Annotated in this window: 18 protein-coding genes; 8 read left to right on the top strand and 10 right to left on the bottom strand. The window is 64.6% G+C overall.

Annotated elements, in window-relative coordinates; genetic code table 11:
* Positions 1-51: 51 nt before the first annotated feature.
* The 4 genes from msrA to cysK all read right to left on the bottom strand — a co-directional run bounded on the left by msrA (position 52) and on the right by cysK (position 2,923).
* A complete protein-coding gene (msrA, locus tag J6595_RS10285; protein WP_209594379.1) occupies positions 52-681 on the bottom strand; it encodes a peptide-methionine (S)-S-oxide reductase MsrA in 630 nt (209 codons plus the stop codon).
* A 222-nt stretch (positions 682-903) separates the two neighbouring features.
* Entirely contained in the window at positions 904-1,329 is a 426-nt protein-coding gene (locus J6595_RS10280) for a GlcG/HbpS family heme-binding protein (RefSeq protein ID WP_209594378.1), read from the bottom strand.
* A 66-nt stretch (positions 1,330-1,395) separates the two neighbouring features.
* Entirely contained in the window at positions 1,396-1,902 is a 507-nt protein-coding gene (locus tag J6595_RS10275) for a DUF6653 family protein (RefSeq protein ID WP_209594377.1), read from the bottom strand.
* A 28-nt stretch (positions 1,903-1,930) separates the two neighbouring features.
* A complete protein-coding gene (gene cysK, locus J6595_RS10270) occupies positions 1,931-2,923 on the bottom strand; it encodes a cysteine synthase A (protein WP_209594376.1) in 993 nt (330 codons plus the stop codon).
* 495 nt (positions 2,924-3,418) lie between these two features.
* Between cysK and J6595_RS10265 the strand changes: the two genes are divergently transcribed.
* Positions 3,419-4,147 carry a GGDEF domain-containing protein gene (locus J6595_RS10265; RefSeq protein WP_209594375.1) on the top strand — a complete coding sequence of 243 codons (729 nt, stop codon included), beginning with the start codon at positions 3,419-3,421 and terminating at the stop codon, positions 4,145-4,147.
* A gap of 75 nt (positions 4,148-4,222) precedes the next feature.
* Here the strand turns inward: J6595_RS10265 and dut are convergent, their stop codons facing one another.
* The 6 genes from dut to ubiE all read right to left on the bottom strand — a co-directional run bounded on the left by dut (position 4,223) and on the right by ubiE (position 9,264).
* Positions 4,223-4,678 (bottom strand): dUTP diphosphatase, encoded by a 456-nt coding sequence (gene dut / locus J6595_RS10260; protein ID WP_209594374.1) that lies wholly within the window; start codon positions 4,676-4,678, stop codon positions 4,223-4,225.
* A gap of 11 nt (positions 4,679-4,689) precedes the next feature.
* Positions 4,690-5,910 carry a bifunctional phosphopantothenoylcysteine decarboxylase/phosphopantothenate--cysteine ligase CoaBC gene (gene coaBC, locus J6595_RS10255; protein WP_209594373.1) on the bottom strand — a complete coding sequence of 407 codons (1,221 nt, stop codon included), beginning with the start codon at positions 5,908-5,910 and terminating at the stop codon, positions 4,690-4,692.
* Complete coding sequence (locus J6595_RS10250) at positions 5,907-6,305, bottom strand: type II toxin-antitoxin system VapC family toxin (protein WP_209594372.1); 399 nt, start codon at positions 6,303-6,305, stop codon at positions 5,907-5,909. The genes coaBC and J6595_RS10250 overlap by 4 nt, the downstream gene beginning before the upstream one ends.
* Positions 6,305-6,691: a FitA-like ribbon-helix-helix domain-containing protein gene (locus J6595_RS10245; RefSeq protein WP_209594371.1), complete on the bottom strand. Its 387-nt coding sequence runs from the start codon at positions 6,689-6,691 to the stop codon at positions 6,305-6,307. The genes J6595_RS10250 and J6595_RS10245 overlap by 1 nt, the downstream gene beginning before the upstream one ends.
* Before the next feature lie 83 nt (positions 6,692-6,774).
* The gene (gene ubiB, locus J6595_RS10240) at positions 6,775-8,361 is read right to left on the bottom strand and encodes a 2-polyprenylphenol 6-hydroxylase (RefSeq protein WP_209594370.1); all 1,587 of its coding nucleotides are present in this window, start codon (positions 8,359-8,361) and stop codon (positions 6,775-6,777) included.
* A 123-nt stretch (positions 8,362-8,484) separates the two neighbouring features.
* Positions 8,485-9,264, bottom strand: a complete 780-nt coding sequence (gene ubiE, locus J6595_RS10235; RefSeq protein ID WP_209594369.1) for a bifunctional demethylmenaquinone methyltransferase/2-methoxy-6-polyprenyl-1,4-benzoquinol methylase UbiE — start codon at positions 9,262-9,264, stop codon at positions 8,485-8,487.
* A gap of 165 nt (positions 9,265-9,429) precedes the next feature.
* Between ubiE and mutM the strand changes: the two genes are divergently transcribed.
* From mutM to recF, 7 genes are all read left to right on the top strand, one after another.
* Complete coding sequence (gene mutM, locus J6595_RS10230; RefSeq protein ID WP_209594368.1) at positions 9,430-10,323, top strand: bifunctional DNA-formamidopyrimidine glycosylase/DNA-(apurinic or apyrimidinic site) lyase; 894 nt, start codon at positions 9,430-9,432, stop codon at positions 10,321-10,323.
* 107 nt (positions 10,324-10,430) lie between these two features.
* Positions 10,431-11,204, top strand: coding sequence for an enoyl-CoA hydratase (locus J6595_RS10225; RefSeq protein WP_209594367.1), 774 nt, complete (start codon positions 10,431-10,433; stop codon positions 11,202-11,204).
* A gap of 252 nt (positions 11,205-11,456) precedes the next feature.
* Positions 11,457-11,726, top strand: a complete 270-nt coding sequence (gene rpsT, locus J6595_RS10220; protein WP_209594366.1) for a 30S ribosomal protein S20 — start codon at positions 11,457-11,459, stop codon at positions 11,724-11,726.
* Between the two features lie 654 nt (positions 11,727-12,380).
* Positions 12,381-12,815 carry a rhodanese-like domain-containing protein gene (locus tag J6595_RS10215; protein ID WP_209594365.1) on the top strand — a complete coding sequence of 145 codons (435 nt, stop codon included), beginning with the start codon at positions 12,381-12,383 and terminating at the stop codon, positions 12,813-12,815.
* A gap of 95 nt (positions 12,816-12,910) precedes the next feature.
* On the top strand, positions 12,911-14,371 hold the full coding sequence (dnaA, locus tag J6595_RS10210; RefSeq protein ID WP_245197990.1) for a chromosomal replication initiator protein DnaA: 1,461 nt from the start codon (positions 12,911-12,913) through the stop codon (positions 14,369-14,371).
* A gap of 175 nt (positions 14,372-14,546) precedes the next feature.
* Positions 14,547-15,671, top strand: a complete 1,125-nt coding sequence (gene dnaN, locus J6595_RS10205) for a DNA polymerase III subunit beta (protein ID WP_209594363.1) — start codon at positions 14,547-14,549, stop codon at positions 15,669-15,671.
* 26 nt (positions 15,672-15,697) lie between these two features.
* Positions 15,698-16,858 (top strand): DNA replication/repair protein RecF, encoded by a 1,161-nt coding sequence (gene recF / locus J6595_RS10200; protein ID WP_425342140.1) that lies wholly within the window; start codon positions 15,698-15,700, stop codon positions 16,856-16,858.
* Positions 16,859-16,861: the final 3 nt, after the last annotated feature.

Here is a 16,861-nt window from a genome sequence, read left to right as displayed (position 1 = left end):
TCTCATTCAAACCTGCCCCATTTCTCCGGGGCGGCTCGGCGCGTGGGTGGATCAGCCCATATGGTCCTTGATGCCCATATAAGCCTTGTCGCCCCAGACGCTTTCGACGCGCGCATTGCGCCCGCAGCCGGTGCGATAGTAGCGATATTTCAGCGGGTTCTTCTTGTAATAGTCCTGGTGATAGCCTTCGGCGGGCCAGAATTTCGGCGCCATGGTGACTTCGGTCGTCACGGTGCCGAGATCCTTCTTCACCGCAGCCTCGGAGGCTTCGGCCTCCTTCAGCTGCTCCTTCGAGGTCGCGTAGATCGCCGTCGTGTAGGCATGGCCCCGGTCACAGAACTGGCCGCCGCCATCGGTCGGGTCGACGGAATGCCAGTAGACGTCGAGCAGCTTGTCGTAGCTGACCTTCGAAGGGTCGAAGGTGATGCGAACCGCCTCGCGAAACCCCTCGTGATCGTAATAGGTCGGGTTCTCTGCCTTGCCGCCGATATAGCCGGACGTCGTGTCGAGGACGCCGCTGACATGGTCGAAATCGCTCTCGACGCACCAGAAGCAGCCGCCGGCGAAGATCGCCGTCTCGGTCTTCTGAGCGCCCGCCGGGGCGGCAAAACCGGCAGTGCCGAGCGCCAGCGTCACAGCTGCGAGCGCGCCCGCCGGTGCGAAAAGAGATCTGCGCTTCATTCCCGTCTCCTCGATCAATGGCATCCGGCGGCACCGCGCGCTCCGACCGGCGGATTGCGCGAGGACCGGCGACCCCGCCGGCGACACTGAGGAGCGCTGAACACGCTCCGGCCGCCTGTCGCGAAAGATTTCGCACGAAACGGCGCAATTGTTTCAGGCGCACGCCATCAATTCGCGCGTGATCGCGGCCCGGGGGCAAATTTGCCGCCGTTTCGGCGGCGATCAGCCGCCGTCGGCCGCAAATCCCGCCGCCTCGATCCCCTTGATCGCAGCTGCCTCGTCATTGTCGGAGGTATCGCCGGTCACGCCGACGGCGCCGAGGATCGCGCCGCCCTCGCCCTTGATCAGCACGCCGCCCGGCACCGGCACCAGGACGCCCTTGGCCAGTGCGTTCATCGCCTGAACGAAATAGGCCTGCTGCTCAGCCCGCTTGCCGATCGCGCGCGAGCCCATGCCGAGGCCGATCGCGCCATTCGCCTTGCCGATGGCGATGTCCGGCCGCATGCGAGACGCGCCGTCGGAGCGTTCGAGAGCGATAAGCGCGCCGCCCTGATCGAGCACGGCGATGGTGAGCGGCTTCAGGCCCTGGGCGATGCCCGCCTTCAGGGTTTCGGCGATGATGATGCGGGCCTTGTCGAGCGTCAGCATGGTGTCTCCTTTTGTTGGAAGTCAGGAGATAGGCGATGAGGCGCGGCTGTCACCGTCCAGCCCTACTCAGCCGCCCGAACAGGCAGCCTGCGGCTCCCCATTCCTCATATCCTCATAGAGCCAGACCATGCGATCGCAGAACCAAAGCTTGCCGACCATGGTGAGCACGAGGCCGAAGAGCGTCGGCCAGACCTCAAGAACAGCCAGCCCGACGGCGAGAGGCAGGAGGCCTGCCACGGCGATCGCCGTGAGGATCAAGGCCGCGCGTTCGTGGTGACGTGGGACGGGGCGGTCTTTCCGGGCGAGAAACAGCCGCTCGCCATAGGTCGCGCGTGCCGCCCAGCTGTCGCGGCGCGTCGGCGGCGGAAACAGCCTTGGATTGACGCCAATGAAGATGGCGAGTGCGGCGATGGGCACAAGGCACCACCAGCCGAGCCAGAGCCGGCTCCAGACGGAAATGACGAGAAGCGGGAGCACCGCCACCCGGCTCCAGACGCTGAGCGGGTTGGCGTGGCGCTCCCACGCGTCGTCATCCATGCGCATCGACCGTTCGGCAAGGGCGAAGACGTCCATCTTTCGCATCCCTGCCGAAGGCGGGTCGTCAGGCGTCGCCGTCGAGGCCGTCGAACAGCGCCGTCGAGAGATAGCGCTCGGCGAAGGATGGAATGATGATGACGATGGTCTTGCCGGCCATCTCCTCGCGCTGACCCACCTTCACGCCCGCGAGAACCGCCGCGCCCGAAGAAATCCCGATCGGGATGCCCTCGAGCCGCGCCACCATGCGGGCATATTGGAAGGTTTCCTCGTTCGAGACCTGAATGACCTCGTCATAAACCTCGCGATCGAGGATGGCCGGAGCGAACCCGGCACCGATGCCCTGGATCTTGTGCGGCCCCGGATTGCCGCCGGACAGGACCGGCGAGGCCTCTGGCTCGACGGCGACGATCCGGATCGCCGGGTTGCGCTCCTTCAGCACCTGGCCGACGCCGGTGATCGTGCCCCCGGTGCCAATGCCGGCGACGAGGGCGTCGATCTCGCCGGCCGTGTCGTTCCAGATCTCCTCGGCGGTCGTGACACGATGGATCTGGGGATTTGCCGGGTTCTCGAACTGCTGCGGCATCACCGCGCCCTCAATCTGCGAGATCAGTTCCTCGGCCTTGGCAATCGCACCCTTCATGCCCTTGGCGCCCTCGGTGAGCACCAGATCGGCGCCCAGAAGTCGCAGCATCTTGCGGCGCTCAACCGACATCGTCTCGGGCATGGTCAACACCAGCTTGTAGCCCTTGGCGGCGGCGGCGAAGGCAAGGCCGATGCCGGTATTGCCCGAGGTCGGCTCGACCAGCGTCGTCTTGCCCGGCTCGATCTTGCCGTCAGCCTCGAGCTTTTCGATCATCGCGACGCCGATCCGATCCTTGACGCTGGCGATCGGATTGAAGAATTCGAGCTTGGCGAGGAGATTGGCCTTCACACCATATTCCTTCGCCACCTTGTCGAGACGCACCAGCGGCGTATCGCCGATCGTGTCGGCGATGGAATCGTAAATGCGCCCCCGGCCCTTCGTGCGCGGCTGCGTCTTGTTGACGGGCTTGTCCATGATATCCTCCGTGTTATCGCCCGGCTTCTGGCCGGTTCATGTGAAACGGGTGCCTCACCCGTTGAATGGTCTCGACCGCAGGGCGTCGCCATCGACGCCCGTCTCCCTGAGAGTCTCAGACCGGAAAGACGCCGGTTTGTCGCCAGCCAGGGCCGGTCCCGTCCGTTCTGCGTCGAAACGTCGCTTGGGATGAACATAGGTCTGAAAGGGTGCGCCTTGGAGACCGGTTTGTCCCAAAGGCCAGGGAATTGGCGGAAAAGCTTTGCGCCGAGCAGCTCTACCAGGGCACGACGTCGCTACAGTTTGAAGCAATTTTCCCTGTCACTGCACAGTCTTTCTTTAAATATTTCTCCGCAATATCATCGCAAGTTCAGATCTGTTGCAAGAACAGTAATTATGCGGGATCAATTGATGAACCAATCATCAGAACGTACAAGAACTGTTTGCGGAGAATTTATCCTCCTTACCATCATCGTGACCCTGGCTTCGACGGCATTGGCCCTCTGGTTCTTCAGGTCCTACGGCGAAGCGGTGATGATGCCGGCCGTCGGCTTCACATTGGCGATCTCCGCGGTCGGCGCTCTGCCATATCTCGCTTATCTCGCCTTCCGCGTCTCATCGCTTTACGCCGACAATGACGGCCTGATGCGTGCCGCGATGACCGATCGGCTGACCGGCGTTCTCAACCGGCAGGGCTTCGACCAGAAATTTCGCCGCCATCTGCGGGGCCTCGTCGGACAGACCGACAGGGGGCTGATGCTGCTGATCATCGACGCCGATCATTTCAAGCGCATCAACGACCGACTCGGCCATCCGGTGGGCGACATCGCGCTGAAGAAGATCGCCGGCACGGTGAAGAAACTCGTGCGTGACGGCGACGCCGTCGGCCGGCTCGGCGGCGAGGAATTCGTCGTCTCGCTGCCCTGCGGCACCTGCGAACAGGGGGAGATGGTCGCCGAGCGCCTGCGAACGGCAATCAACCGGCTCTATGTCGGCTCCGGCACCAAAGGCACCCAGCTCTCGGTGTCGATCGGCGGCGTCTTCATGCGCACGCCGCAGCCCTTCGAGCGGGTCTACGAGGCGGCCGACGCCAATCTCTACAGATCCAAGGAAGGCGGGCGAAACCGCTGCACCATCACCCCGGTGGCTGCCCAGGGCCGTGGCCGCCTGCGCGGTCTGGCCGATCAGCCCGCCCGAAGCGTGGTTGCGCCGGTCCCGCGCTGAGCATCTGCCATGGTCGTCGATGCGGGCAACGCCCCGCATTGACAGCCTTCTTGCCGCCGGTCGCTCTGCGCCGGCTCAATCGCGGCCGGTCGAGCCAAAGCCTCCCTCGCCGCGCTGCGTTCCCGACAGCGTATCGACAAAGACGAACGCTGCCTTCGTCACCGGTGCAATCACCGCCTGGGCGATGCGCTCGCCGGACGAGATCGTCACGGACTCGCTTCCCAGATTGATCAACAGCACCTTCACCTCGCCGCGATAGTCGCTGTCGATGGTGCCGGGACTGTTGAGGACGGTGACGCCGTGCTTGGCGGCAAGCCCCGATCGTGGGCGGATCTGCATCTCGTAGCCGGCCGGCAGTTCCACGGCGAGACCGGTCGGCACCAGCGCCCGCGCGCCGGGCGTCAGTACGAGCGGCTCATGAAGAGCCGCGCGCAGATCCGCTCCGGCCGCCCCGTCGCTGGCATAAGCGGGCAGCGCAGCGTCGCCCGCCTCGGCAAGCTGCTTGACCCGGACCCTCACGCTCTCTTCCATCGCCTGTCCCGTCATGTCCCTGCCCGGCCAGCAAGCTTTGCCGCGATCCAGGCCGTGAGCCTCTTTGCGGCGGCCTCCTTGGCAAGCTTCGGCCAGTCCTCGACGCCGTCTGCGGTGACGAGGCGAATGGTGTTTTCAGCCCCGCCCATAACGCCGCCGGACGGCGACACGTCATTGGCGAGGATCGCATCGGCGCCCTTGTTTGCCAGTTTCTTTCGGGCGTTCGCCAGAAGATCGTCGGTCTCGGCGGCAAATCCGACGACGAGGCCGGGGCGCTGGTCGTGGTGGCCGATGGTGGCGAGGATGTCCGGATTTTCGGCAAGGGCGAGCGGCGGCGGTCCGTCGCCGGTCTTCTTGATCTTGCGGTCGCTCTCTGCCGCAACGCGCCAGTCCGCGACGGCGGCGACGAAGACGGCGATGTCGGCCGGCAGCGCCGCCTCGACCGCCGCCAGCATGTCGGCGGCCGTCTCCACATGAACGACGAGGACGCCCTTCGGATCGGGCAGAGACACCGGGCCTGAAACCAGCGTCACCAACGCACCAGCTTCGGCGAGCGCCGCGGCGATCGCATGGCCCTGACGGCCGGAGGAGCGATTGGCGATGTAACGGACGGGATCGATCGGCTCATGGGTCGGGCCGGAGGTGACGATCGCCGTCAGCCCCTCGAGCGGCCGGCCGGAGGGCGCGAGAATGGCTTCGGCTTTCGCGACGATTTCTAAGGGCTCGGCCATGCGGCCCGTGCCCGCCTCGCCTTTTTCCGCCATCTCGCCCTTGGCCGGCCCGACGAAGTGCACGCCGTCCTCGATGAGCCGCAAGTGATTGCGCCGGGTGGCGGGATGATCCCACATGGCGGGGTTCATCGCGGGTGCCATCAGGATCGGGGTGCGCGCCGCGAGCAGGATCGCGCCCGCCAGATCGTCAGCGAGGCCGCCGGCAAGCCGCGCCATGCGATCGGCCGTCGCCGGCGCGACGATGATCAGATCGTGCTCGCGCGCCAGCCGGATGTGGCCGACATCCTGCTCGTCCTCGCGGTCGAAGAGATCGCAGAAGACCTTCGTCGCCGCGAGCGCGCCGACGGAAAGCGGCGTCACGAATTCGGCGGCGGCCCTCGTCATCACCGGTGTGACACTTGCGCCTCGCTCGCGCAACCGGCGGATCAGATCGAGGCACTTGTAGGCCGCGATCCCGCCGCCAATGATCAGGAGCAGCCGCTTTCCGGCAAGAGCGCTCATGGTAGAAGCGCCGCCGTCACGTCGGTTGCCGCGAAATCGTCGCCCTTGAACAGCAAAGGCGCGTCGAGCGAGCGGGCAAGCGCGTAGGAAAAGCAGTCGCCGAAATTCAGTTTCGCCGAACTGCCAGAGCCACGGCCATAGCGCCGCCAGGCCTCGGCGGCGATGTCGGACTGTCCTTCGGTGAAATCCATGATCCCGACGTTCGCGGCGCTCATGAATGCGTCGAGTTTCGCCTTGGCGGATGCGCCAATTCGTGCCCCTAGCACGATGCGGGATTCGAGGAGCGTTGGTGCCGATATCACCGAAACCTCACTCACCGAAAGAGCTCCCTTTATTTGTTCGGCATCGTCCTCTGAAAGAATGACTGAGACGACCGCCGACGTGTCGAGGACCATCACTCGACAAAACTCCACAGCTCGTCGGTGAAAGCCTTCTGGTCGAATGGCTCTCCTGAATGTTCCACGCTCAGGGCGGACAAGGCCTCATAGACGCGCTTCTGTTCGGTGGGTGTGCGCACAGGCAGCCCCACCAAGGCCGGCTCGCCTAAAGCTGTCCCGAGGTCCGAGATACCCTCGCCGGATTCGATCCTTTCGATCGCTCGCTTCAGTTTCACTTTTTTCTCGTCCGACATGACGGGTCGTGTAGGGGGCATCACGCGAGGTGCACGATCTGAAATCAGCGCCCGCGCCTCTTCCTCCGGCGAACGCCCGTGCTCGGCCGCGCGCGCTTCCAGTTGGCGCATCACGTCGTCGTCCAGATTTTCGATGGTGAGGCTCGCCATTGCTTCCTCCGCCGGGCTCGACCGTCTCTCGCCTTATGTAGCCGCAGCCACGCGGCCGGGCAACGCGGGCAGGCCCGCAGCCATTACCCGAAGACCAGCGCGCAGGCGATCGTCACCAGCGCCCCGGCGATGACCCAGCGTTCGACATGGCCGAGAATGATGCTCGCCTTGCCGTCCTGGACGAGGTCGTAGAGCGTGTCGTCGTTCAGCCGGATGCCGTTCTCGATCAGCTCGGGCAGTTCGCGGCTGAGAACTTCGAGGCCGATGGCGAGCTCCGGCGCCTTGCGCAGCAGCTTCAGCCCCGCCTCGATGCCTTCGCGCGCCTCCTCGAATTTCGCGGCCGGTCCGAGCTCGGCCATGATGTAGCCCGAAACGACCGGCTCGGCAGCGACCCACATGTTGAACTTCGGGTCGAAGGTCCGCGCGACCCCCTCGACGACGACCATGGTCTTCTGGAGGAGGACGAGTTCGGGCCGCGTCTGCATCTCGAACAGCTGGGTGACCTCGAAAAGCAGCGACAGGAGATGCCCCATCGAGATCGTCTCGGCCGGCTGGCCGTAGATCGGCTCGCCGATCGCCCGCAGCGCCTGGGCAAAGCTCGCCACGTCCTGGTTGCGCGGCACGTAGCCCGCTTCGAAATGCACCTCCGCCACCCGGAGGTAGTCGCGTTTGATGAAGCCGTAGAGAATTTCGGCCAGAAAGCGCTTTGAATCGCGGCTGAGCCGCCCGACGATGCCGAGATCGACGGCGACGATGGCGCCGTCCGGCGCGATGAACAGGTTTCCCTGATGCATGTCGGCGTGGAAGAAGCCGTCGCGCATCGCATGTTGCAGGAAGGACTGGACGACGGTGACGCCGATCTTCTTGATGTCGTGGCCCGCGGCGATCACCGCCGAGACGTCGGAGAGCTTGATCCCGTCGATCCACTCCATGGTGATGACGTCGCGGCCGGTGCGCTCCCAGTCGATCGACGGCACGCGGAAGCCTTTGTCGCGGGCGACGTTCTCGGCCATTTCCGAGGACGCGGCCGCCTCGAGCCGCAGATCCATCTCGATGCGGGTGGACTGGGCCAGCGTTTCGACGACGGCGACCGGCCGCAAGCGTCGCGAGGACGCGACGAAACGCTCCAGAAACTCGGCGATGAAGGCGAAGGTGGACAGTTCGCGGTTGAACCGCCCGCGGATGCCCGGCCGGATGACCTTGACGGCCGCCACCCGCTCGCTGCCGTCGGCGTTGCGGATGCGCGCCTTGTAGACCTGCGCGATCGATGCGGCGCCGACCACTTCGCCGAGATCGAGGAAAAGATCGTCGATCGGCCGGCCAAGGGTCGCTTCGATCTCCGCGACCGCCTGTTCGCGGGGAAAGGGTGGCACCTTGTCCTGCAGCGCACCGAGTTCGCTGGCGATGTCGGCGCCGACGATGTCGGGACGCGTTGCCAGGAACTGGCCGAGTTTCACATAGGACGGACCGAGCCGATGGAGCGCCTGTGACAGCCGGTCACGCCGCGCCCGGTCCTTGGCCGAGCGGCGTTCCATGAGCCGCGCCAGGCGATGCAGCATGAGCGCTGCCGGCGGCATGCCTTCGGTGGGAAACGCCCCGACAACGCCTTCGCGTGCCAACACGAAGGCAGCCCTCAACAGCGCAAAAGTCCCGGTTACTGGATTTGTCACGGATTTCTTTGCTCGGCCCGGAGGACGTGCGCTGCGTCCGCGACGTGTCGCGAGGCACCGCCCCTCCTGTTTTTATCGCATGATCGCATCGGGATAGCCGCTGCCGTGTTCCCGATCATGCCCTCAAAGCTTCCATCCCGAATGAATGGCCGCAATTCCACCTGACAGGTTGCGGTAATCGACCCGCTCGAAGCCAGCCTGCCGGATCGTTGCGGCAAAGTTCGCCTGGTTGGGGAAGCGGCGGATCGATTCGACCAGATACTCGTAGGACTCGCGATCCTTCGCCACGATTTCCCCGATTCGCGGAATGGCGCGGAACGACCACGCATCGTAGACCTTGTCGAGCCCCGGAATCTCGACCTCGGAAAATTCGAGGCACAGGAACCGCCCGCCGGGCTTGAGGACGCGCAACGCCTCCTCGAGCGCCTTGCCGATTCGCGGCACGTTGCGGATGCCGAATGCAATCGTGTAGGCGTCGAAGTGATTGTCGGGCAAAGGCAACGCCTCGGCATTACCCTCCAGAAATGTGAGGTTCTCGCCGAGCTTCCGCTTGATCGCCCGTTCGGCTCCAACGCCCAGCATGGACGCGTTGATATCGACGACGGTGCCTTGCGCGCGCTGCCGTGTGGCCTCGACGATCCGGAAGGCGACATCGCCGGTGCCGCCGGCAACGTCGACGAAGCGATATTCGAACCGGTGGGGCGGGCTCAGCCAGGCGACCATCGCCGCCTTCCACGCGCGGTGCATTCCGCCCGACATCAGATCGTTCATGACGTCGTAACGCTCGGCCACACGATGAAAAACGGCGTTCACCCGCTCCTGCTTCTCGGGCCCGCCTTCTACGGTCGAAAAGCCGTAGGCGGTCTCCATGGCTTCGGCTGCGGTGACGCGCGACTGCGACATGACTTCTGACCTTACATTGAAACGCACCGGTTCGATGCGGATATTGCGAAATGCCCCGTCATTCGACATCGACGAGCGAGGAATGCGGGAGGCCCGGCGGCTTCGACGCCCCGCGCAAGGCGGAACGGGCGAGTGTCGCCACTCGAGCGAAGGACTTAAGCGAAAATGCCGGAATTACCAGAGGTGGAGACCGTGAGACGCGGCCTCGAACCCGTCATGACGGGCGCACGCGTCGAGCGGCTGGTCGCCGCCCGGCCGGACCTTCGCTTCCCGCTGCCGGAAAATTTCGCCGAGCGCCTCGCCGGCCGCCGCATCGAGGGCCTCGGGCGGCGGGCGAAATATCTCATCGCCGACATCGAGGGCGGCACGCTTCTCGCCATGCATCTCGGCATGTCCGGATCGTTCCGGATCGAAAGCGAGAGCGGCGAGAGTACGCCGGGCGTCTTCGTCCATGCCCGCTCGACAGCCCGGCTGCACGATCATGTCCGCTTCGATCTCACGGCCGCCTCGGGGGCGCCGGTCTCGGTGATCTTCAACGATCCCAGACGCTTTGGCTATATGAGCCTGATCGAGCGGAGCGAATTCGAGACCCACCCGCATTTTCGCGGCCTCGGCATCGAACCGACCGGCAACGCCTTGTCGGCGGACGCGCTGGCGCCTCTCTTTGCCGGCCGTGCCGCGCCGCTGAAGGCTGTTCTCCTCGACCAGAAGATCATCGCGGGCCTCGGCAACATCTATGTCTGCGAGGCACTCTGGCGGGCGAAGCTCTCGCCGCGCCGGGCGGCCGGGACGCTGGTGACGGCGAAGGGCACACCGACGCGCCGCCTCGTCGACCTTGCTCATCACATCCGCGAGACCATCGCCGACGCCATTGCCGCCGGCGGCTCGTCGCTCAGGGATTACCGCCAGGCCGATGGCTCGCTTGGCTATTTCCAGCATTCCTTCTCCGTCTACGACCGGGAAGACGCGCCCTGCCCGCGTCCGAACTGCCGCGGGATCGTCAAGCGGCTCGTCCAGTCCGGACGTTCGACCTTCTTCTGCCCGGTCTGCCAGCGATAGGCGCGCGCGATGCGCCTCCTGGTCATATTGCGTTCATGGGTCCGATCGTCCAAGCATGACGAAAACCACGTCGGACACCCGACGTCGAACGATCCGGTGGAGCGCCCATGTCCTACGATACCATCAAGGTTGAAACCCGCGGCCGCGTCGGGCTCGTGACCTTCAACCGGCCCAAGGCGATGAACGCCTTGAACCAGCAGATGATGCGCGAGATCGTCGAGGCGCTGAAGGCCTTCCAGGCCGATGCCAAGATCGGCGCCGTGGTCCTGACCGGCTCGGAAAAGGCGTTCGCCGCCGGCGCCGACATCAAGGACATGCAGAGCATGGACTATCCCGCCGCGCTGATGGTGGATCTGTGGGGCGAATGGGAGGATCTCGGCAACTTCCGCAAACCGACGATCGCCGCCGTCGCCGGCTACGCGCTCGGCGGCGGATGCGAGGTCGCACTGATGTGCGATATCGTGATCGCCGCGGACAATGCGAAATTCGGCCAGCCCGAAATCACTCTCGGCGTCATTCCCGGCATGGGCGGCACACAGCGGCTCGCCCGGTCGATCGGCAAGGCCAAGACGATGGACCTCGTCCTCACCGGCCGGCTGATGGATGTTCAGGAGGCCGAGCGCTGCGGGCTCGTGGCAAGGATCGTGCCGGCGACCGATCTGCTCGAGGAGGCGCTGCGCACCGCCGACAAGATCGCCGAATTCTCCCTGCCGGCCGTGATGCTGGCCAAGGAGGCGGTGGGCCGTGCCTTCGAGGTCCCGCTGGCGGAAGGGCTGCGGTTCGAGCGCCGGGTGTTTCACTCCCTGTTTGCCACCGAGGATCAGAGCGAGGGAATGGAAGCCTTCGTCCAGAAACGCTCGCCGCAGTTCAAGAACCGCTGATTCTTTGGTGAGGCTCGCATTCTGCGACCGCGCCCAGATGCCCGGTGTCGCGTGCCGCCTGCGACTGCGCCTTGATGTGGACGCCTGAAAGCCGTGCCGATCATGACCACCGGATGTTGACGCCGCAGCCACCTCTGCTTATAAGTCGCGCCACTTGGCGGCGTCTTCGGGGCGCCGCCTGTTGTTTTGCGCTGCCGCAATCCTGTTGCGAAAGCCGGCGCGGCGTTGTCCGACTAGGAAAGAGAGACGAAAATGGCCAACACTCCTTCGGCCAAGAAGGCGACGCGCAAGATCGCTCGCCGCACGGCCATCAACGGTGCCCGCCGCTCGCGGGTTCGCACCTTCCTGCGAAAGGTCGAGGAAGCGATCGCCGTCGGCGACAAGGAAGCCGCGACCGCAGCCTTCCGCGTTGCAGAGCCGGAAATGCGTCGCGCAGCCTCCAAGGGCGTCTTCCACCGCAACACGGTCTCGCGGAAGATCTCGCGCCTCTCCCATCGCCTGAAGGCGATCGGCGAAGCCTGATTCCGGGTCTTCAAGACGCCTGAATTCGAGTCTCGCATTCTACATGTGGAAAGCCCGGCCATGCGCCGGGCTTTTTGCTTTTGTGACGGAAAATTACGATTCGATGCCAAAAGGCGGCAGATCGTCACAATTTCGCTCGACACTGGAAACCGCCACAGAAAATTTTGTAAAATCAGCATCTTACAAGAGGTCACTGAACTTGTTGAGATTGCCGGCTAACCAAATTCCCTCAAGTCATTGAGTCAAGTAGGCTGTCACAAAATTTGCAAAATTTATTCTTTTGCGACTGCGTCAGAATGATTGCTTTGGCGCAAACCGCACGACTCCAAGGGGTTGCGGAGAACTCGTCCGGTGCCGGTGATGACGGAGTCGCAACATTGCGCCAGGCTGACCTCGCGAATCCGTTCAACGCGGCTTGCTCCGACCGCCGCGGTTTCGTAACTTCTGGTCATGACAAGAGCGGAGACGGACGAAGTGCGGGGACAAGTGGACTTATCCAAAGCTTATGATCAAGCTTCGAGATGTCCGCGAGTCTCTTGCGCAGCGACAGTCTTCTAGAATCTGCGTCTCAATCAAAAAATAGAGACAGAGTGAGTGCCGGCTTCTTAGGCAGCCGGCTCGATACTTCTGTGTTATTGACTGTGGGGAAGTTCAATGGCCCAAGGCTATGAAGGCGACGTGACCGTCCGACAATGCTGGGCGAACCTGTCTGACGACCCTGCCGCAGTCCTCATCGACGTCAGAACGATCGCGGAGTGGACCTATGTCGGTCTCCCCGATCTCTCGCCCATCGGAAAGGCACCGATACTCGCCGAATGGCAGACATTTCCTTCGATGACCGTCGATCCGGGCTTTGCCGAGCGCGTGACGAAGGCCGTGACCGAGGCAAGCGGTGACCGCGCCAGTCCGCTCTTCCTGCTCTGCCGGTCGGGCGTCCGCTCGATCGCCGCGGCGAAAGCTTTGACGGCGGCGGGCTTCGAGCACTGCTTCAACGTCGTGGACGGATTTGAGGGCTCACCCGACGAAAATGGCCATCGGGGCCGTATTGCAGGGTGGAAAGCAGAGGACCTTCCATGGATCCAGAGATGATTCGAGCGAGTTTTCCGGCAAAAGACATGATGCGGACGACAAGAAGCGGCGCCATGAGGGCGCCGGGCGGGAATTGCGGCGAACACGGGGCTGACATGACAGGTGGCGACGGCAATTCGGCTGAGGTGATCGAGCGCGTGAAATCGCGTCTCAAGGCTCAGCTTGGCCAGGATATCTATATGAGCTGGTTTCAGCGCATGAAGCTGGACAGCCTCGGCAAGGGGGTCTGTCAGGTATCCGTGCCGACCGCCTTTCTGCGTTCCTGGATCCAGTCGCACTATCAAGAGCTCCTGACCGAGATCTTCGCCGCCGAAGTTCCCGGCAATCTGCGCGTCGACATCGCCGTCCGCTCGGCCGTACGCGGTGGCGGCGTCACCATCCGTTCGAGCCGAATCGGCGGGCGGGCGGAAAATGCCGCCGCCCTTTCCACCAATGAGGCGCGGATCGTCGAAAAGGCCGCCGCCGCGCAGTCCGATCCCGCGGACGCGCCGCTGGCCGTCTCCGGCTCGCCGGATTTCGGCTCGCCGCTCGATCCGCGCTACGTCTTCGACAGCTTCGTCGAAGGCTCGTCGAACCGGGTGGCGCTGGCCGCCGCCAAGGCGATCGCGGAGAACGGGCCCGGCTCGGTTCGCTTCAACCCGCTCTTCGTCCATGCCTCCGTCGGCCTCGGCAAGACTCACCTCCTCCAGGCGATTGCCAACGCCGCGGTGCGCCGCGCCGACCAGCCACGGGTCGTTTATCTGACGGCGGAATATTTCATGTGGCGCTTCGCCGCCGCCATCCGCGACAACCGGGCGCTCGATCTGAAGGAGACCCTGCGCGGCATCGACATCCTCATCATCGACGACACCCAGTTCCTGCAGGGCAAGTCGATCCAGCAGGAATTCTGCCACCTCCTCAATGCCCTGATCGATTCGGCCAAGCAGGTGATCTGCGCCGCCGACCGGCCGGCGACGGATCTGGAATCCCTCGATCCGAGGGTGCGCTCGCGCCTCGCCAACGGCATCACGCTGGAAATCGGCGTGCCGGATTATCCGATGCGCAAGCAGATCCTCGAAAGCCGGGCGGATGCGATGCGCGCCGAGGATCAGAGCTTCTCGATGCCAGATCACATGATCGACACCATCGCGCGGCGGGTTGCCGGTTCCGGCCGCGATCTCGAGGGGGCCTTCAACCAGATCGCCTTTCGCCATTCGCTCGGACAGCCGCTTTCGGACGAGCATCTTGAGGATCTCCTCAATCAGCTGACCCGTGCCAATGTCGAGCGGCGGGTGCGGATCGAAGACATCCTCAAGTTCGTCTCCCGCCACTATAACGTGACGCGGACCGACCTCCTGTCGGCACGGCGGACCAAGACGATCGTGCGGCCGAGGCAGATCGCCATGTATCTCGCCAAGACCATGACGCCCCGCTCCCTGCCGGAGATCGGCAGGCGGTTCGGCGGTCGTGATCACACGACGGTGCTGCACGCCGTGCGCAAGATCGAGGGCGAGCGATCCAAGGACGAGAACTTCTCCAACGAGCTCGACCTGATCCGCCGCATGATCGAGGAATAAGGGTCCGGCCGAAGAGCGGCCTGACCCCGACTGGCGCAAGGCGGCCGGCGCGATGCTCGACTTCGGGCCGCGTTCCGGCCGCTCCGGTCTTTTCAAGTCGGCAGCTTGCCTCTAAGAACGTTGGTCCCGGCCATGCCGTCAGTTGGCGCCGGGACCCTATGGAACGGCAGACCTCATGCGTATCATCATCGAGCGTTCGAATCTCCTGAAGTCGCTGTCGCACGTCCACCGCGTGGTCGAGCGGCGCAACACGATTCCGATCCTGTCCAACGTCCTGGTGCGAACCGAGGACCAGGGCATGCGGCTGAAGGCGACCGATCTCGACATCGAGATCACCGAAAACGTCGCGGCCATGGGTGAAGAGGCCGGCGCGACGACGGTCCCCGCCCATCTCCTCTACGACATCGTCCGGAAGCTTCCCGAGGGTTCGGAAGTCAAGCTTTCGACGAATGGCGAGGGGACTCAGATGACGGTCTCCTCCGGCCGTTCCAACTTCCGGCTGCAGTGCCTTCCCGAAGCCGATTTTCCCGACATCACCGCCGGCAGCCTCAGCCACAGCTTCTCGCTGACGGCCGCCGACCTTCTGCGGTTGATCGAGCGCACCCAGTTCGCGATCTCGACCGAGGAGACCCGCTATTATCTGAACGGCATCTACCTCCACACGATGGATGCCGATGGCGACCTGGCGCTGCGGGCCGTCGCCACCGACGGCCACCGTCTCGCCCGCGCCGAGGTGAAGGCGCCGGCCGGCTCTGAGGGCATGCCGGGCATCATCGTCCCGCGCAAGACCGTCGGCGAAGTCCAGAAGCTCCTCGGTGACTGCGACGACGACGCGACGATCGCGGTGGAGCTGTCGGATTCGAAGATCCGCTTCACCATCGGCGAGGTCGTGATGACCTCCAAGCTGATCGACGGGACCTTCCCGGACTACCAGCGCGTCATCCCGCAGAACAACGACAAGGCCCTGACGCTCGACCGGCAGACCTTTTCCAACGCCGTCGACCGCGTCTCGACCATTTCCTCCGAGCGCGGCCGGGCCGTGAAGCTGTCGCTGTCGCCCGACCAGTTGACGCTGACCGTCAATTCGCCGGACAGCGGAACCGCGACGGAGGAACTGGCCGTCGAATACGGGTCCGACGACATCGAGATCGGCTTCAACGCCCGTTATCTCCTCGACATCACCAGCCAGCTCTCCGGCGAAAGCGCGGTCTTCATGCTGGCCGACCCTGGCTCGCCGACCTTGATCAGGGACGGAGGCGACGAGACCACGCTCTACGTCCTGATGCCGATGCGTGTGTGAGCGAGCCGGCGAAGCTGCCCGCGACCCTGGAGCCGCCACGAGACGCGCATGCGCCGGGATCGCTGCCATCGTCTCGGGTGGAGACGCTTCGCGTCGGTGACTTCCGCAATTATTCCGTCTTGGACCTCGCCTTCGAAAGCGGCTTCGTCGTGTTTCACGGCAATAACGGCGCCGGCAAGACGAACCTTCTCGAGGCCCTGTCTCTCCTCTCGCCCGGCCGCGGCATTCGCCGCGCGACCTATGGCGAGATGGCACGGCAGGGCGGCAGCGGCGGCTTTCTCGTGCGGGCGGGCATCGTCTCCAACGAAACCGCGACACTGGTCGAATCGCGGCTGCCGCCACCGGGCGGCGCCCCGGCCTCACGGCACCTGCGGATCGACAAAACCGTCGCCAGAACCGCCGACGAATTACTGGAGGTCTGCCGTGTCCTCTGGCTGACGCCGGCCATGGATGGCCTCTTCACGGGTCCGGCCGGTGACCGCCGCCGCTTTCTCGACCGAATGGTGCTGGCCGTCGATCCCGCCCATGGCCGCCGCGCCAGCGACTATGAGCGGGCGATGCGCTCGCGCAACCGCCTTCTGTCAGAGGATCGCATGGACGATGTCTGGCTGTCCGGTCTCGAGGCACAGATGGCCGAACTCGGCGTCGCCATGGCGATCGCGCGGCGCGAACTCACCCGCATGCTGACGGCGAAGATCGCGGAGGCCGCCAGCGCCAGTCCTTTTCCTGCCGCTCGGCTCGAGCTCTCGTCGGGCTACGAGCTCGCCGATTTCTCGACCGCCGCCGTCGAGACCGAAGAGGAGGTGCGCCTTGCCCTTCGACGCTCGCGCGGCATCGACCGTGCGGCGGGGCGGACACGCGAAGGCGCCCATCGCGCCGATCTCGCGGTCTATTTCGCGGCAAAGAACATGCCGGCCGCGCTCGCATCGACGGGAGAACAGAAGGCGCTTCTGATCGGGCTCGTCCTCGCCCATGCCCAGCTCGTCGCCCAGCTCTCCGGTTTCCGGCCGATTCTTCTTCTCGACGAGGTGGCGGCCCATCTCGACCCCGGCCGGCGGGCGGCACTGTTCGATCTGGTCGCCTTACTCGGCGTTCAGGCCTTCATGACCGGGACGGACGCCGCGCTCTTCGAAGCGCTGGCCGGACGAGCGGACATGATCAGCGTCGCCTCGACAAGCGAAAGATGACGC

Origin of the sequence: Jiella mangrovi (assembly GCF_017815135.1) — a bacterium.
Lineage (GTDB): Bacteria > Pseudomonadota > Alphaproteobacteria > Rhizobiales > Rhizobiaceae > Jiella > Jiella mangrovi.
Note: the sequence above shows the minus strand (reverse complement) of the source record. Positions and strands in the feature narration are given on the sequence as shown.

Excerpts from the sequence above, each read along its gene's own strand:
- msrA (WP_209594379.1), bottom strand. The coding sequence starts at position 681 with ATGAAGCGCAGATCTCTTTTCGCACCGGCGGGCGCGCTCGCAGCTGTG.
- J6595_RS10280 (WP_209594378.1), bottom strand. The coding sequence starts at position 1,329 with ATGCTGACGCTCGACAAGGCCCGCATCATCATCGCCGAAACCCTGAAG.
- J6595_RS10275 (WP_209594377.1), bottom strand. The coding sequence starts at position 1,902 with ATGGACGTCTTCGCCCTTGCCGAACGGTCGATGCGCATGGATGACGAC.
- cysK (WP_209594376.1), bottom strand. The coding sequence starts at position 2,923 with ATGGACAAGCCCGTCAACAAGACGCAGCCGCGCACGAAGGGCCGGGGG.
- dut (WP_209594374.1), bottom strand. The coding sequence starts at position 4,678 with ATGGAAGAGAGCGTGAGGGTCCGGGTCAAGCAGCTTGCCGAGGCGGGC.
- coaBC (WP_209594373.1), bottom strand. The coding sequence starts at position 5,910 with ATGAGCGCTCTTGCCGGAAAGCGGCTGCTCCTGATCATTGGCGGCGGG.
- J6595_RS10250 (WP_209594372.1), bottom strand. The coding sequence starts at position 6,305 with ATGGTCCTCGACACGTCGGCGGTCGTCTCAGTCATTCTTTCAGAGGAC.
- J6595_RS10245 (WP_209594371.1), bottom strand. The coding sequence starts at position 6,691 with ATGGCGAGCCTCACCATCGAAAATCTGGACGACGACGTGATGCGCCAA.
- ubiE (WP_209594369.1), bottom strand. The coding sequence starts at position 9,264 with ATGTCGCAGTCGCGCGTCACCGCAGCCGAAGCCATGGAGACCGCCTAC.
- mutM (WP_209594368.1), top strand. The coding sequence starts at position 9,430 with ATGCCGGAATTACCAGAGGTGGAGACCGTGAGACGCGGCCTCGAACCC.
- J6595_RS10225 (WP_209594367.1), top strand. The coding sequence starts at position 10,431 with ATGTCCTACGATACCATCAAGGTTGAAACCCGCGGCCGCGTCGGGCTC.
- rpsT (WP_209594366.1), top strand. The coding sequence starts at position 11,457 with ATGGCCAACACTCCTTCGGCCAAGAAGGCGACGCGCAAGATCGCTCGC.
- J6595_RS10215 (WP_209594365.1), top strand. The coding sequence starts at position 12,381 with ATGGCCCAAGGCTATGAAGGCGACGTGACCGTCCGACAATGCTGGGCG.
- dnaA (WP_245197990.1), top strand. The coding sequence starts at position 12,911 with ATGACAGGTGGCGACGGCAATTCGGCTGAGGTGATCGAGCGCGTGAAA.
- dnaN (WP_209594363.1), top strand. The coding sequence starts at position 14,547 with ATGCGTATCATCATCGAGCGTTCGAATCTCCTGAAGTCGCTGTCGCAC.